This window comes from Marinimicrobium koreense (assembly GCF_003762925.1).
Lineage (GTDB): Bacteria > Pseudomonadota > Gammaproteobacteria > Pseudomonadales > Cellvibrionaceae > Marinimicrobium > Marinimicrobium koreense.
This window is the reverse complement of sequence record NZ_RJUK01000001.1, coordinates 1,628,285-1,643,508: the sequence shown is the minus strand read 5'-3', so window position 1 is coordinate 1,643,508 and position 15,224 is coordinate 1,628,285. Positions and strand designations below refer to the sequence as shown.

Here is a 15,224-nt window from a genome sequence, read left to right as displayed (position 1 = left end):
ATTGATCGAAGTGAGCACAGAAGCAAACAACACAGTGTCCGCTGCCTCCGCCGGGTTCAACCCGGGTCGGGTGGGCGTGTTGTACGGCGGAACCTCGGCCGAGCGGGAAATTTCCCTGCAGACCGGCGCCGCGGTGTTGGACGCATTGCGCCAGTCCGGTGTGGACGCGGTGGGGATTGATATCGGAGCGGATACCATTGCCCAGTTACAGGCCACGCCAATGGACGTGGCATTTATCGCCTTGCATGGCCCCGGCGGTGAAGACGGTCGAATTCAGGGCGTGCTGGAATACATGGGCATTCCCTACACCGGCAGCGATGTGTCAGCCTCGGCGTTGGCGATGGATAAGCTGCGCAGTAAACAATTGTGGGCGGGTATCGGCTTGTCCACGCCAGAGTTTGCCGTGGTCAATGCGGACAGCGATTGGGATCAGGTTCTGAAAAACCTCGGTGGTGACGCCATTGTGAAGCCGGCCCACGAAGGGTCCAGCATTGGTATGGCACGGGTGCAGAGTGGTGCCGAATTGGCCCAGGCGTATCGGGATGCCGCGCATTACGATGGCAGTGTGTTGGTTGAACGCCTGATTACCGGCAGTGAATACACGGTGGCCATTCTCGACGGTGAGGCACTACCTCCCATCAAGCTGGAAACGGACCACCGCTTTTACGATTACGATGCCAAGTACCTGGCCGACGACACGCGTTACTTGTGCCCCTGCGGCCTGGATGCGGAGCGCGAGCAGGGGCTCAAGGCACTCGCCTTGCAGGCATTCAACAGCCTCGGTTGTCGGGGCTGGGGCCGGGTGGATGTGATGGCCGACCACTTGGGCAACTTCTATTTACTGGAAGTGAATACTGTGCCGGGTATGACCAGCCACAGTCTGGTGCCGATGGCGGCGCAGGCTGCTGGCTTGAGTTTCGCCGAGCTGGTGGTGCGGATTGTGCGAGCCTGCCAGACGGAGTCATGAAGTCTGGTTCGGTAAAACGGATTCCCGGGCAGGGCAGAGTGACGCCGCGTGGCGCCACCCGAAAAAGCCAACCCCGAAAGGACTGGGGAGTCATTCTCAGGGCAGGGCGCCGATGGGTTGGCTTGGTGTTACTGGTGGGGATGTTGATTGGCGCGGGAAATTGGTTGGTTGAGCCGGTCAGCGGATGGTTGAATCGGCCGGTCGCCGAAGTGAGTGTCGAGGGAACGTTTCGCTACCTGAGCCGTAGGCGGATCGAAACGTTACTGAGTGATCAACTGGGGGAAGGATTCCTGCAGTTGGATCTAGCGGCGATCAAGCAGGTACTGGAAGCGGAGCCCTGGGTGGCCCAGGCAGCATTGACAAGGCGTTGGCCGGACCTGCTGCACGTGAAAATTATTGAGGAGGAGCCGATTGCCCGTTGGGGTGAGATCGGATTCCTGGATCGCGGCGGAGATATCATTGCCGTTGACGATCAATCGGCGCTGGCGCATTTGCCCCTGCTGGCCGGATCGGATGCGGATGCCGTGGCGATGATGGAGCGTTACCAGGATCTGGCGCAGATGCTGCGTCATCGGGGGCTGAGTATTCAGTCGCTGAGAAGTGATCGGAAAAATGCCTGGCGCCTGACTTTGAGTGACGGAGTTGCTCTGGTGATCGGACGGGATCAGGTGCTGGAGAAGATGCAGCGATTCGCCACGGTTTACGACCGGCAGTTGAGCGAGCGCTGGGACGACATAGAGCAGGTGGATTTACGCTACCACAACGGGGTAGCGGTCGCCTGGAAAGCACAACAGGAAGAAGCAGAAACGCAATGATGGAAAACTGTGACACGCAAAAGAGGTTCGCATAATGGCCCATGTAGCTGACAGCAAGATGATTGTCGGTCTGGATATCGGTACATCCAAAGTCGTCGCTATAGTCGGTGCCATTACTCCCGAGGGCGAATTGGAAGTGGTGGGGATCGGCTCACACCGCTCCAGCGGACTCAAGAAGGGTGTGGTGGTGAATATTGAATCGACCGTGCAGTCCATTCAACGGGCGATCGAAGAGGCTGAGCTGATGGCCGGCTGCCAGATCCACTCGGTCTACGCCGGTATTGCCGGCAGCCACATCCGTAGCCTGAACTCGCACGGCATCGTGGCGATCAAGGACCGCGAGGTGTATCCCCAGGATCTGGAGCGGGTGATTGATGCCGCCCAGGCCGTGGCCATTCCGGCGGACCAGAAAATCCTGCACATTCTTCCGCAGGAATTCCTGATCGACGATCAGGAGGGCGTCAAAGAGCCGCTGGGCATGTCCGGTGTTCGTCTGGAGGCGAAGGTTCACCTGGTCACCTGTGCGGTCAATGCGGCGCAGAACATCGAGAAATGCATTCGGCGCTGTGGGCTGGAGGTGGAAGACATCATTCTCGAGCAGCTCGCCTCAAGCTTTTCGGTGCTGACCGAAGATGAGAAAGAGCTGGGTGTCTGCGTGGTGGATATCGGTGGCGGCACGACCGACATTGCGGTGTTCAAGGAGGGGGCCATCCGTCACACCGGCGTGATTCCCATCGCCGGTGATCAGGTCACCAACGACATCGCCATGGCGTTCCGTACCCCGACGCCCCATGCGGAAGAAATCAAAATCAAATACGCCTGTGCCCTGGCGAAGCTGACGGGCCCGGATGAAACCATCAAGGTGCCGAGCGTGGGCGATCGCGAGCCGCGGGATCTGTCCCGCCAGGCGTTGGCTGAAGTGGTTGAGCCTCGCTACGACGAGCTGTTTACGCTGGTACAGGCGGAGCTTCGGCGCAGTGGCTTTGAAGATCTGATTGCCGCCGGCATCGTGCTGACCGGGGGCACCGCGAAAATGGAGGGCGTGGTTGAACTGGCGGAAGAAATTTTCCACATGCCGGTGCGCCTGGGCGCGCCCCAGAACACTCGCGGTCTCAAAGATATTGTCAACAACCCCATTTACTCAACCGGCGTTGGCTTATTGCAATACGCCATCAAGCAACAGCAAGAGGGGAGGGCCATCACGCATGTCCGAGACAACGACGACTCCTGGTTCGGTCGCTTGAAAAAACTGTTTCAAAGTCATTTTTAAATTACCGTTTGCTCATTTTGTTACTTCAATAATTCTTAATTTGGTAAAGGAAAAGGGGAAATACTATGTTCGAGCTCGTAGACAACATCCCGCAAAATGCCGTGATTAAAGTCATTGGTGTCGGTGGTGGCGGTGGCAACGCCGTAAAGCACATGATCGACAGCAACATTGAAGGCGTGGAGTTCATCTGCGCCAATACCGACGCACAGGCGCTCAAGGACATTGACTCGCGCACCGTACTGCAACTGGGCCACAGCATGACCAAGGGCCTGGGTGCGGGCGCCAACCCCGAAGTGGGCCGTCAGGCCGCCATGGAAGACCGTGAACGCATCGCCGAAGTACTGCGCGGGGCCGACATGGTGTTTATAGCCGCCGGCATGGGTGGCGGCACCGGCACCGGTGGGGCGCCGATCGTGGCCGAAGTGGCCCGCGATCTGGGCATCCTGACCGTGGCGGTGGTCACCAAGCCGTTCCCCTTCGAAGGTCGCAAGCGCATGGTCGTAGCCGATGCCGGTATCAAGGAGCTGCAGGAGCGGGTGGACTCATTGATTACCATCCCGAACGAAAAGCTGCTCTCGGTGCTGGGTAAGTCCACCAGTCTTCTGGATGCGTTCAAGGCGGCCAACAACGTCCTGCTCGGCGCGGTACAGGGTATTGCCGACCTGATCATTCGTCCGGGTATGATCAACGTCGACTTTGCCGACGTGCGTACGGTGATGTCCGAAATGGGCATGGCGATGATGGGTACTGGCCACGCAACCGGTGAGAACCGGGCCCGCGAGGCGGCTGAGGCGGCCATTCGCAGTCCGCTGCTGGAAGATGTCAACCTTCAGGGCGCGCGCGGTATTCTGGTGAATATCACTGCCGGTATCGACCTGTCGTTGGGTGAGTACTCCGAGGTGGGCAATACCATCGAAGAGTTTGCCTCCTCCGATGCTACCGTGGTGGTCGGTACCGTGATCGATCCCGAAATGTCCGACGAGCTACGGGTCACCGTGGTGGCCACGGGCCTGGGCGTCCCCGCAAAGGAAGAAAAGCCCGCCGGTAAAACCAAGGTGGTGGTAGACAATACCCGCCGCAAGAACACCGGTGAGGTGGACTACAGCAGTTACGAGCGCCCCACGGTCATGCGCCAGAACGCTCAGGCCACCGGGCAGGCCACGGCGACCGCGCCGGCGACCGAGAAGGAGCTGGAGTATCTGGACATTCCGGCTTTCCTGCGCCGTCAGGCGGATTGAGAAGCCTGATCTGCTCTCTGGGGTATTGGCTGGAAAGGGTCAATAGTCTGAGGCAATGAAAGGAATTGTGAACTTTGTATAGAACCTTTGCCCTGGTTGTTGTCATAGTTCACGCCCGTTGCAACCGGCGAGCCGGGTCGAGTTCAGGCCCGCACGCCGGTTGGGCGGAGAACGGTCAGGATCTGAGAGGTTGAAACGTGATCTGTGTCACGGATTACCGCGCCAGAGGATCCGCAAACCGTAAAAAGAGGTAAATGTCACCAAAATGGTGCATGTTCAGCGCTATTTCAGTAGTGACTGAAATGAAAAATTGTTACAATTGCGTCCTTTTTACAACTCGGCAGCAGCGCCTCACAAGGGGGCTAATGCCACAGCCAAAGGTGGGCTACTCAGGGTAATGATCAGACAACGCACGCTCAAAAATGCCATCCGGGCCACCGGTGTTGGCTTGCACACCGGTCAGAAAGTATATCTGACCCTTCTGCCGGCACCTGCGGATGCCGGAATCGTGTTCCGCCGGGTCGATCTGGATCCGGTCGTTGAGATCGAAGCCAAAGCCGAAAACGTCGGCGATACCACGCTGTCCACGACCCTGGTCAAGGGCGATGTGCGGGTGTCCACGGTTGAGCACCTGCTGTCAGCGATGGCCGGGCTCGGAATTGATAACGCCATCGTTGAGGTGAGCGCGCCGGAAGTCCCCATTATGGACGGTAGCGCTGGCCCCTTCGTATTCCTGATCCAGTCCGCTGGTATTCAGGAGCAGGCGGCCGCCAAGAAATTCATCCGGATCAAGAAGCCGGTGACAGTTGAAGAAGGCGACAAAGTAGCGAGCTTCCTGCCCTTCGACGGTTTCAAGGTCACTTTTTCCATTGACTTCAACCACCCGGTGTTTGAGGGGCGTAATCTTCAGACGTCCGTGGATTTCTCCAGCACCTCCTTCGTGAAGGAAGTGAGCCGCGCCCGAACCTTTGGTTTTATGCATGAGATTGAGTATCTGCGCTCCAAAGGTCTGGCGAAAGGCGGCAGTGTCGACAACGCCATCGTCGTGGACGACTACCGGATTCTGAACGAGGACGGTCTGCGTTACGAGGATGAGTTCGTCAAGCACAAGGTGCTCGATGCGATTGGCGACCTGTACTTGCTGGGCAACAGCCTGATTGGCGAGTTCCGGGCCCACAAATCAGGGCACGGCCTGAATAACAAGTCCCTGCGTCAGCTCATTGCCCAGCGCGATGCCTGGGAAGTGGTGACATTTGAAGACGAGAGTACCGCACCGATCTCTTACATGAAGCCGCTGTTGGCGGTGTAAGTGGGCGGGTAGCGCTCGCGAATCCTGATTCGCCCAAAAGGCCGCGCTGGTGACAGCGCGGCCTTTTTGTTCCGGGTACCGGTTTACTCCGCCGCTAATACTGTGACATTTAGCGGGCCGGGAAGGGCTCATCCGCTGGGTTATGCCTCTACACCAGGTCCAAATAGCCGAAAAGTTGGTAATTCAGGGCTTTATATGCCATATTTGGTGATTGATTTCGGGCTAAGCGCTTCGTATTGACCCGCTGAAATGCTCCAAATAACATAACACGTTGAAATTCATGGATTTTTCTTTGGTTGATGATGCTGTTTAGTGCCAATGGCTATAAGTGAACCAAAATTAGACGGATTTGATATAGATAATCGGCATAAAATGCCGATTAGTACTGTGCAATCCGGACACTAAAACGGGTAATATCCGCTTCATGAAGATCATTATTGTCAGTAAACAGCACGGCCAGACGCGCAGCATCACCTTGGGTGGCTGGACGCGTGCGCTGCTGTCCATCTGCCTGCTGGGCATGCCGGTGACGGCGGCCGGGGTGTTGGGAGCGCAGTGGCTGAGTTCGCTGAATGGCAATAGCGATGTGTTTACCGCTGAGTCCCGGCGAGCCTGGGAAGCCACCTTGGCTGAGCAGCAGGCGCAGGTGGAAGAAACCCGCGAGCATGCCCGGTCCCAAGTGGCCGCTCTGACACTGAGGGTGGCCGAGCTACAGGCCCGTCTGATGCGCTTGGATGCGTTGGGTGAGCACCTGACCAGCCTCGCCAACCTCGATGAAGGCGAATTTGATTTCAGTCAGCCTCCCGCCCTGGGTGGCCCGGAAACCGCCACCATTGGTGATCCCTACACGCCCCCCGATTTCATCAGCGTGATTGACCAGCTGTCCAATCAGATCGAGAATCGCGAACAGCAGCTGGCCACGCTGGATGCTCTGCTGGCCAAGCGCAAGTTGCAGGACGACATTTTTATCGCCGGTCGCCCGATCAAGAAGGGCTGGATGTCCTCGCGCTTTGGCCGTCGTACCGATCCGTTCACCGGTCAGGTCGCGTGGCACGGCGGCGTGGATTTTGCTGGCAAAGACGGCTCCGAAATCATTTCGGTCGCCGCCGGTGTGGTCACCTGGTCGCAAGATCGTCATGGCTACGGTCAGATGGTGGAAATCAATCATGGCGGCGGTTTCACCACGCGCTATGCACACAACAAAGAAAACCTGGTCAAAGTCGGTGATGTGGTCAAGAAAGGCCAGGTCATTGCTCTGATGGGCTCCAGCGGCCGCTCTACCGGCCCACACGTGCACTTCGAGGTGTACAAAAACGGTCGTGCGGTGGATCCGGCGACTTATATCCATCGCGCCAGCCGTTAATTCCCCTCCCTCCCGCTTGCTTTCGCAGGCCACATTCGGTTTACTCGTCGGTTTTCCGACGAGGTGACAGTCGTTCACCCGCAAATTGCTCAAGTACGGTAATAACAATGATCGGTAAATTAGTGAAGTCCCTGTTCGGCTCGAAGAACGAGCGCGAATTGAAGCGTATGCGCAAAACAGTCGCCAAAATCAACGAGATGGAAGGCGAGCTGGAAGCGCTCAGTGATGAGGCCTTGGCGGCCAAGACAACGGAGTTCAAACAACGCTTTGAGCAGGGGGAAACCCTGGATCAACTGCTGCCGGAAGCGTTCGCGGTGGTTCGCGAAGCCAGTAAGCGGGCGTTGGGTCTGCGGCACTTCGATGTCCAGATGATCGGTGGGATGGCCCTTCACCAGGGCAAGATTTCCGAAATGCGCACCGGTGAAGGTAAAACCCTGGTATCCACCTTGCCCTGTTATCTGCACGCCCTGACCGGCCGTGGCGTCCACGTGGTCACGGTGAACGATTACCTGGCGTCTCGAGACGCCGCCTGGATGGGCAAGGTCTACCGGAAGCTGGGCATGACCGTCGGCGTTATCCGCTCCATGCAGCCCTCCGCCGACAAGCGCGAAGCCTACGCGGCAGATATCACCTACGGTACCAACAACGAGTTCGGCTTTGATTATCTGCGCGATAACATGGCCCTCAGCCTGAAGGACAAAGTCCAGCGGCCGCTCAACTTCGCCGTGGTGGACGAAGTCGACTCGATCCTGATTGACGAGGCGCGTACCCCGCTCATCATCTCCGGTGCGGCGGAGAACAGCTCTGAGCTGTACATGCGTATGGGCAAGCTGATTCAGAACCTGAACCCGGTGCCGGAAGACGGTGAGGATGGCGATTACACCGTCGATGAAAAAAGCCGCCAGGTTGAGTTGACCGAGCAGGGACACCAGAAAGTGGAAGACCTGCTATCCCGCTCCGGCCTGTTGCCGGAGGGAGAGAGTCTGTACGCCGCGAACAATCTGGGACTGCTGCACCACGTCAACTCCGCCCTGCGCGCCCGCGCGTTGTTCCATCGGGATGTGGAATACATCGTACAGAACAATCAGGTGGTACTGATCGATGAACACACCGGGCGCACCATGGCAGGTCGCCGCTTGTCCGAAGGCCTTCACCAGGCCATCGAGGCCAAAGAGGGTGTGCCGATCCAGAGCGAGAGCCAGACGCTGGCCTCGACCACCTTCCAGAATTACTTCCGTCTGTATCCAACCCTGTCCGGTATGACCGGTACCGCCGATACCGAAGCCTTTGAATTCCGGGAAATCTACGGTCTGGATGTGGTGGTCATTCCCACCAACAAACCCAAGCAGCGGATCGACCTGAACGATGTGGTCTACCTGACAGTGGAGGAGAAGTACGACGCCATCGTCGAGGACGTTAAGAAGTATCAGGAGCAGAAAGCCCCGGTACTGGTGGGTACCGCCTCCATCGAGACCTCTGAGGAAATGTCCAGCCGGCTGAAAAAAGCCGGTATTGAACACCAGGTGCTCAATGCCAAGTACCACGAGAAGGAAGCGGAAATCATCGCTCAGGCCGGCCGTCCGGGCGCGGTGACCATTGCCACCAACATGGCCGGTCGGGGTACCGACATCGTGCTTGGCGGCAACTGGGAAGCCGAGGTTGCCAAGCTGGACAACCCCACCGATGCCCAGATCGAGCAGATCAAAAGCGAGTGGAAAAAGCGCCACGAGCAGGTGATTGAGGCTGGTGGCCTGCACATCATCGGTACCGAACGTCACGAATCGCGCCGGATCGACAATCAGTTGCGCGGCCGGGCCGGTCGTCAGGGGGATCCGGGGGTCACCCGTTTTTACCTGTCGATGGAAGACAGTCTGATGCGGATTTTCGCATCAGACCGCATTCGAGGCTTCATGCAGGCCCTGGGTATGGAAAAGGGCGAAGCGATCGAGCACCGCATGGTGAACAATGCCATCGAAAAGGCGCAGCGCAAGGTGGAAGGTCGCAACTTCGACATCCGCAAACAGTTGTTGGAGTTTGATAACGTCGCCAATGATCAGCGTCAGGTGGTGTATCAGCAGCGCAACGAGCTGCTCGAAGCCGAAACGATCACCGACACCATCAATTCGGTGCGTTTTGATGTGGTCGATGAGATCATCAGCGAACACATTCCGCCCCAGAGTCTGGAAGAACAGTGGGATGTGACGGGTCTGGAGAAACGTCTGGAGCAGGAATTCGGGCTGCGTCTGCCATTGGCCAAGTGGCTGGATGAGGACGATCAGTTACACGAAGAAAAGCTGCGCGAAAAAATCCAGACAGAGGTTCAGGGTGCCTACGACGCCAAGTGTGCCCGTATCGGGCCGGTGATGACCGAGATTGAAAAGCAGGTGATGTTGCAGGTATTGGACAATGCCTGGAAAGAGCAGTTGGCCAACATGGATCACTTGCGTCAGGGCATTAACCTGCGCTCCTATGCCCAGAAAAACCCCAAACAGGAATACAAGCGCGAAGCGTTTTATCTGTTCCAGGGCATGCTGGATAAAGTGAAGCATGAAGTGATTCATCTGCTGGCCCGGGTTGAGCCGGTGACCCGGGAGCAGATGGAGGAGATGGAGCGCAAGCGGCGCGAAGAGCGCGAACGTCAGAAGATGCAGCTGCAGCACGATGAGGTGTCGGCCTTGAGCGGCGGTCGCCAACAGGCGGCGGAGCAGTCGGCGGGAGAGGGTGAGCCTGGCGGCCAGCCGTTCGTGCGCGACGGGCGCAAAGTGGGCCGCAACGATCCGTGCCCCTGCGGTTCCGGCAAAAAATACAAGCAGTGTCACGGTAAGTTGAACTGATAGGATAGCGTGACGTCCGGTCCGTTGAGGGGTATCGCGGTTGGAGACCCGCCGTGACTAATTGGCAGGACAGCCAATTAGTACAGCGGAGCTGCCCGAAGGGTGAGCCAAAGGGATGTGGCGAATGAATCCCTCCCTGGAGGCTTCTCATCGGCATCCATGCCTCAGAGAGTCTCCAACCGCTATACCCCTCAACGGCCCTCAGTGCCATAGCGCGTGGGGTGGATAAGGCCAAAGGCCGTGATCCACCATTGTGGTAGATACTTGATTAAAACGGAGTTCCAAAAATGGCCGTTGGCGAATACCCCTTCCCCTCCATGCCCCCACTGGCCGGGATCAAACTGGCCACGGCTAGCGCCGGGATCAAAAAGCCCGGTCGCCAGGATGTGGTATTGATCGAGCTGGCCGCAGGTACCCGCAGCGCCGGCGTGTTCACCCGCAACGCCTTTTGTGCCGCGCCGGTGACGCTGTGCCGCGAATACCTCAAACAGGCCAGCCCCCGCTACCTGGTGATCAACTCCGGCAACGCCAACGCCTGCACGGGCGAGCGGGGTCGGCGCGACGCCATTGCCACCAGTGAGGCCGTAGCCCAGTTGTCCGGTGTACAGGCCGCTCAGGTGCTGCCGTTTTCCACCGGCGTGATCGGGGAGCCGCTGCCGGTCAACAAGATTGTCAATGTGTTGCCTCAAGCCCATGCCGGGCTCAGCGAAGCCAACTGGGAAGCAGCGGCCAAGGCGATCATGACCACCGATACTCGTCCCAAGGGTTATACCGCCAGCGTCGAGCATCAGGGCAAAACCATCACGGTAAATGGTATTGCCAAAGGCGCGGGTATGATCAAGCCGAACATGGGCACCATGCTTGCCTATATTGCCACCGATGCGGATATCGCTCAGCCGGTGCTGGACGATCTGTGCAAGGAGGCCGCGAATAGATCCTTTAACCGGATCACCATTGACGGCGACACCTCCACCAATGACTCCTGCATTCTGATGGCGACCGGCCAATCCGGCGCGGAGGCAATCACCGAGGCGTCTGGCGATTTGTACGAGAAAGTGCGTGGGCTGATCATCGATGCCCATGAATACCTCGCCAAGTGCATCGTCGCTGACGGCGAAGGGGCGACCAAGTTTGTCACTCTGGCGGTCAGCGGCGGTGCCAGTCAGGATGAGTGTCTGCAGGTGGGTTATGCGGTGGCGCATTCGCCGCTGATCAAAACCGCCCTGTTCGCCTCGGACCCCAATTGGGGGCGTATTGTGGCGGCGGTGGGCTATGCCGGCGTGCCGGCGCTGGACGCCAACAAAGTTCGCATCCACCTCAACGACACGCTGATTGTGGAAGAGGGAGGACGCGCCGAGGGGTATACCGAAGAGCAGGGCCAGGCGGTCATGGATCAGGCGGAAATCACCATCCGCATTGACCTCGGTCGCGGCGGTTGCGCGGAAACCCTTTGGACCACCGACCTGTCCCATGAGTACGTGCGCATCAACGCCGATTACCGGAGCTGATTCCGTGGGTTCGGTAGTACGAGTGGCGGTGGGTGTGATTCAGGACCCACAGGGTCGAATCCTGATTGCCCGCCGCCCCGAGCATGTGCATCAGGGCGGGCTCTGGGAGTTTCCCGGGGGTAAGGTCGATGAGGGGGAAACGCTGGCCGATGCCCTCGCTCGGGAGCTGGCGGAGGAACTCTCGATACAGGTGCGCGCCACCGAGCCGCTGATTGACATCCGCCACGACTACCCGGACAAGTCCGTTTTGCTGCAGGTTTGCCGGGTGACCGATTTTTCGGGCGAGGCGCGCGGCAACGAGGGCCAGCCGGTGCGCTGGGTCGAGCCGGCGGCCTTACCCGACTACCGCTTCCCCGAGGCCAACCGGCCGATCCTCCATGCCATTCGCCTGCCACAACAGATACTGATTACCGGTTCCGCCGACTCGGAGGCAGACTGGTGGCAGCGCCTGGAACGGGCTTTGACCAATGGCCACTTCTGGATTCACTTGCGTGCCCCGGAGCTATCGGCCGACGCGTATCGGACTCGGGCCCTACAGGCGCAAGCACTGTGTGCCCGGTTTGGTGCCACACTGATTGCTCATGGCCCGGAAGATCGCTGTCTGAGCGGGCTGGCGGGCTGGCACATGAACGCCGAGGCGTTGCGGCACTGTGAGCGGCGCCCGTTGGGGCTTTCCGGTTGGTGGGGCGCGTCCTGCCATAGCAAGCATGAACTGGCTCAGGCGATTCGCCTGGGTGTGGATTACGTGTTTCTGTCCCCGGTGCAGGCAACTCGGAGTCACCCGGACAGCGTGCCTCTAGGTTGGGAGCGTTTTGCCGATTGGGTGGCCGGAGTGCCCCTGCCAGTCTACGCCTTGGGCGGTGTGGGGCCAGAAACCCTGCCCCAGGCAAAAGTCGCTGGGGCACAAGGTATCGCAGGCATCCGTTACGCCTGGTAGATGCTGGCGTCAGAGCGGCTGGTCGTTCTCATCGAGGATTACCGGCTCGCCCGGAATCTTGTGGCCTTCACTGGCCCATTCGCCCAAGTCGATCATCTTGCAGCGTTCGCTGCAGAAGGGGCGATAGGGATAGTCCTCACTCCAGACAATGGTTTCGCTGCAGGTCGGGCAGTCCAGTTTGATGGGCTCGGGGGTCGGGTCAGTCATGTCTCGGGTCCGCAGTCATTCGATGGGCGGCCGTTATAGCACCGCCCGGCGAGTCAATTCAATCCCGTTGACGGATAATGGTCAACTGGATGGTGCCTACCCTGAACCCCCACTTGCGCAGGGTGGACTGGTTGATGATGGTGTCTTCGTCGACCCGCCACATCCAATCCTCGACGTTCAGCGCCAGTTTGCGGTTTTTGTAGTCCACTTCGAGGACGTAATCCATTTTCAGGGCATTGCCGCTGGTTTCCGCCCGGCCCTCGCCGATCACATCGCCGGCGGTGGCCTTGTAGCTGCCGTCCTCCTGGGGCTCCAGGGTCCAGTTACGATGCTGGATTTCGCCATCGTCGAACTCAAAGCGTTCGGCCAGCCGACCGACACCCTCGTCATCCCAACTCGCTTCGATGGTCGCGTTGAAATAGCGGGTTACCGTGCCTCCGCGACTTTTCAGCACCCCGTGGGCCGTCAGCGATCCCTGGAAAAAGTCTTCCAGCGTCAGGGCGGGTTCATTTCCCGCATATTCCTGCACCTCGGTCGAGGAACAGGCTCCCAGAGTCAGTACCAGGCTCAATAACAGCGCGCGCATAATTCTCTCCCCAGCCAGCGTACCCATGCGTCTTACCTCAGAACAGGTCGGTAAAGGTGATGCCCAGGCCGACGGCGTTGGTATGGTGGTCATAGTCAATCAGGCTGTGGCCATAGCCGCTGAACACCTTCAGATACCCGCGCACGGTGGAGGAAACCGGAAAACTGTATCCCAGCTCCACCGCGCCGCGATTGTTCGAGCGCAGGTTATTGCGCAGCATCAGGCTCACTATGTTGTCTTTACGATGCCAGGCGGCAGACAGTTCAAAGTTGCCCATGTATTTGTGAATGTCCGGGTTGTCATCGCCGGTGGGGTCATCGGGGCCGTCGCCCTCGCTTTCCGGAATGCGGTACCAGGGGTTGAACGAAAACGCGAAGGGGCCGCGTTCGAACACGCTGTTGACCATGATCCGGTCCCAACTGCGGGACAGATCGCCGCTCTGGCCATTGGACTGGTGGGTGATCATCACCTCATTGAGCACATTGCGAAACCCGAAAATGTTCCAGTCGTTGACGAAACTCAGAATCAGTTCGGGTTGATGGTTGGTTTCCCGGAAGGGGCGGGAGATCTCCCGATAGTAAGCCTGCCAGAGCGAGTGATTGGTGTAGGCCATGTAGAGATGGCCGTTATCGCCGAAAATTCCCTCACGGATCAGGATTTTGACGCTCAGCTGAAACTCCACCTCGGTGCTCTGCTGACTGGCGAGTGACGTGCCGGCCTCGGCGTAGGGGGCGGTGTTGCGCTCTTCCTGGTAGCTGACCGGGAGCAGGTAATTGCGCTTGTGTGGAGTGAGCAGAAAGCGGTTGGCGCGATTGAGCGCTTCCATGTTCAGGCGTCGCTCCAGCAGGCGGCTGTTGCCGCTGGGGTCGTTTTCCTGATCCGCGGTATCATTGCTCATGGCCGCCAGTGCCTGGCTGATGGCGTCGCGCTGGCTGGAGTCTTCGCGCGCCAGGGTATTACATACGTCTCGTAAACCATTGATTGACATGTCACGGCCCGCGACGGTCACGGCAATCCTCAGGCACTGGTCCATTTCTTCGTCGGACAGCTCGGCGCGGGTTGGTTCAGAGGTGTCATTGGCATAGAGCGGGGCGCAGAATAAGAACAACCACAGTGAGAGTCGGGGCAAGCGCATGAGAAAAGGCAGTCCTTGAGGTGACGATCAGTAGCCCAAGGATACAGCAAACCGTCTGACAGTTTGAGAATTGGAACCCGCTTTAGCTGGTTTCGGAACGAACTGGCGCGCCAGTTTGCATCCAGCGCTCCAGATCCTGCTCGAGCCACTGGTTCAGAAGGACGATGCCGTTCTCCACCACCTGAAGGTAGACGTCAATAATGTCGGTTGCCACCTGGAACAGGCGATTGCTGTCGGCGGTGATCGGCCCACCGCCGAGAACGTCGCCCTCCACCATGTTGAGCAGAAACATCAGTTTGAGCTCGTACCGCTTGAGTTCACCTAACTGGCCGAATTCCGGGCCGAGCACCTGCTCCAGACGACGGATCTGGTGACGCAGTTTCTCGTTGTTTACCTGGGTGTTCTGGATGACGTACCGCAGCTTGCCGTCATGGTGAGTGTCACAGTGGCCGATCGCCGCCGCATAACTGGACAGGGCCCGGATACGCCCGATCTGCTCGACCACGCCGGGCAACATCCGGGTGGAGAAGTGCAGTAACTCCAGCACCTGCACCCGGGTGGGCGCGTCGGCGTTGGCGTGATCCGAGGGCGCGGAAAGGGGGGCTTCAAGCGGGCGGGACAGACTGACCAGCATGGCCAGAAGCTGCTCGACCAGGTGGCAGTGCAACTCGTAATTGTCGATAACGCTGTCATCGTGCCAGTCCCGGCTGATGGTCAGCCAGGCGGTGTGCAGGTTTTCCCGCTCCCGTTCGCTGAGCAGGTCGGTGCCCAGGGTGAACGCCTGCAGCGCCAGCAGTCGACGCTCCAGGGTCTGCTGGAGTCGTTCAAATTCCGGCTCAAATTGTCGATTGCCCCCGAGCAGGGCCATGCTCATGCCCCGGTGCCGCTGCACCCCCTTGATCATCTGAATCAATTGGCGGATCAACGACAGGGCATCCTGCCGGCGTCGGTAGTCCTGAACAAAGCGCGCAAACGGGGCGCGATCTATGCGAACTTGTGGGGCATCAGTGACGTTCATTTGCGCTGTCATGGTGCATGCGGTATCCGGGTTTGAG

The 15,224-nt window shown here is 58.8% G+C and carries 13 protein-coding genes; 9 read left to right on the top strand and 4 right to left on the bottom strand.

The genetic code is table 11. From position 1 onward, the window contains the following. Positions 1-10: 10 nt before the first annotated feature. From EDC38_RS07180 to EDC38_RS07140, 9 genes are all read left to right on the top strand, one after another. The gene (locus EDC38_RS07180; protein WP_246004358.1) at positions 11-967 is read left to right on the top strand and encodes a D-alanine--D-alanine ligase; all 957 of its coding nucleotides are present in this window, start codon (positions 11-13) and stop codon (positions 965-967) included. Then, positions 964-1,782: a cell division protein FtsQ/DivIB gene (locus EDC38_RS07175; RefSeq protein WP_123637918.1), complete on the top strand. Its 819-nt coding sequence runs from the start codon at positions 964-966 to the stop codon at positions 1,780-1,782. The genes EDC38_RS07180 and EDC38_RS07175 overlap by 4 nt, the downstream gene beginning before the upstream one ends. Positions 1,783-1,816: 34 nt before the next feature. Next, a complete protein-coding gene (gene ftsA, locus EDC38_RS07170; RefSeq protein WP_024460821.1) occupies positions 1,817-3,052 on the top strand; it encodes a cell division protein FtsA in 1,236 nt (411 codons plus the stop codon). Between the two features lie 65 nt (positions 3,053-3,117). Then, positions 3,118-4,290, top strand: a complete 1,173-nt coding sequence (gene ftsZ, locus EDC38_RS07165) for a cell division protein FtsZ (protein ID WP_024460820.1) — start codon at positions 3,118-3,120, stop codon at positions 4,288-4,290. A 397-nt stretch (positions 4,291-4,687) separates the two neighbouring features. After that, positions 4,688-5,599 carry a UDP-3-O-acyl-N-acetylglucosamine deacetylase gene (lpxC, locus tag EDC38_RS07160; RefSeq protein ID WP_123637917.1) on the top strand — a complete coding sequence of 304 codons (912 nt, stop codon included), beginning with the start codon at positions 4,688-4,690 and terminating at the stop codon, positions 5,597-5,599. A gap of 424 nt (positions 5,600-6,023) precedes the next feature. Next, positions 6,024-6,962, top strand: a complete 939-nt coding sequence (locus EDC38_RS07155) for a M23 family metallopeptidase (RefSeq protein ID WP_123637916.1) — start codon at positions 6,024-6,026, stop codon at positions 6,960-6,962. A gap of 107 nt (positions 6,963-7,069) precedes the next feature. Beyond that, positions 7,070-9,796, top strand: coding sequence for a preprotein translocase subunit SecA (gene secA, locus EDC38_RS07150; RefSeq protein WP_123637915.1), 2,727 nt, complete (start codon positions 7,070-7,072; stop codon positions 9,794-9,796). A gap of 287 nt (positions 9,797-10,083) precedes the next feature. After that, the gene (gene argJ, locus EDC38_RS07145; protein ID WP_123637914.1) at positions 10,084-11,304 is read left to right on the top strand and encodes a bifunctional glutamate N-acetyltransferase/amino-acid acetyltransferase ArgJ; all 1,221 of its coding nucleotides are present in this window, start codon (positions 10,084-10,086) and stop codon (positions 11,302-11,304) included. A 4-nt stretch (positions 11,305-11,308) separates the two neighbouring features. Further along, positions 11,309-12,241 (top strand): Nudix family hydrolase, encoded by a 933-nt coding sequence (locus EDC38_RS07140; RefSeq protein WP_211331047.1) that lies wholly within the window; start codon positions 11,309-11,311, stop codon positions 12,239-12,241. A gap of 9 nt (positions 12,242-12,250) precedes the next feature. Here the strand turns inward: EDC38_RS07140 and yacG are convergent, their stop codons facing one another. From yacG to EDC38_RS07120, 4 genes are all read right to left on the bottom strand, one after another. Then, positions 12,251-12,448, bottom strand: coding sequence for a DNA gyrase inhibitor YacG (gene yacG / locus EDC38_RS07135; RefSeq protein ID WP_123637912.1), 198 nt, complete (start codon positions 12,446-12,448; stop codon positions 12,251-12,253). Positions 12,449-12,506: 58 nt separating this feature from the next. Continuing rightward, positions 12,507-13,034: a DUF3833 domain-containing protein gene (locus tag EDC38_RS07130; RefSeq protein ID WP_123637911.1), complete on the bottom strand. Its 528-nt coding sequence runs from the start codon at positions 13,032-13,034 to the stop codon at positions 12,507-12,509. Between the two features lie 37 nt (positions 13,035-13,071). Further along, positions 13,072-14,169: a phospholipase A gene (locus EDC38_RS07125; protein WP_123637910.1), complete on the bottom strand. Its 1,098-nt coding sequence runs from the start codon at positions 14,167-14,169 to the stop codon at positions 13,072-13,074. Between the two features lie 82 nt (positions 14,170-14,251). Continuing rightward, on the bottom strand, positions 14,252-15,187 hold the full coding sequence (locus tag EDC38_RS07120; protein WP_123637909.1) for a hypothetical protein: 936 nt from the start codon (positions 15,185-15,187) through the stop codon (positions 14,252-14,254). Positions 15,188-15,224 lie beyond the last annotated feature (37 nt).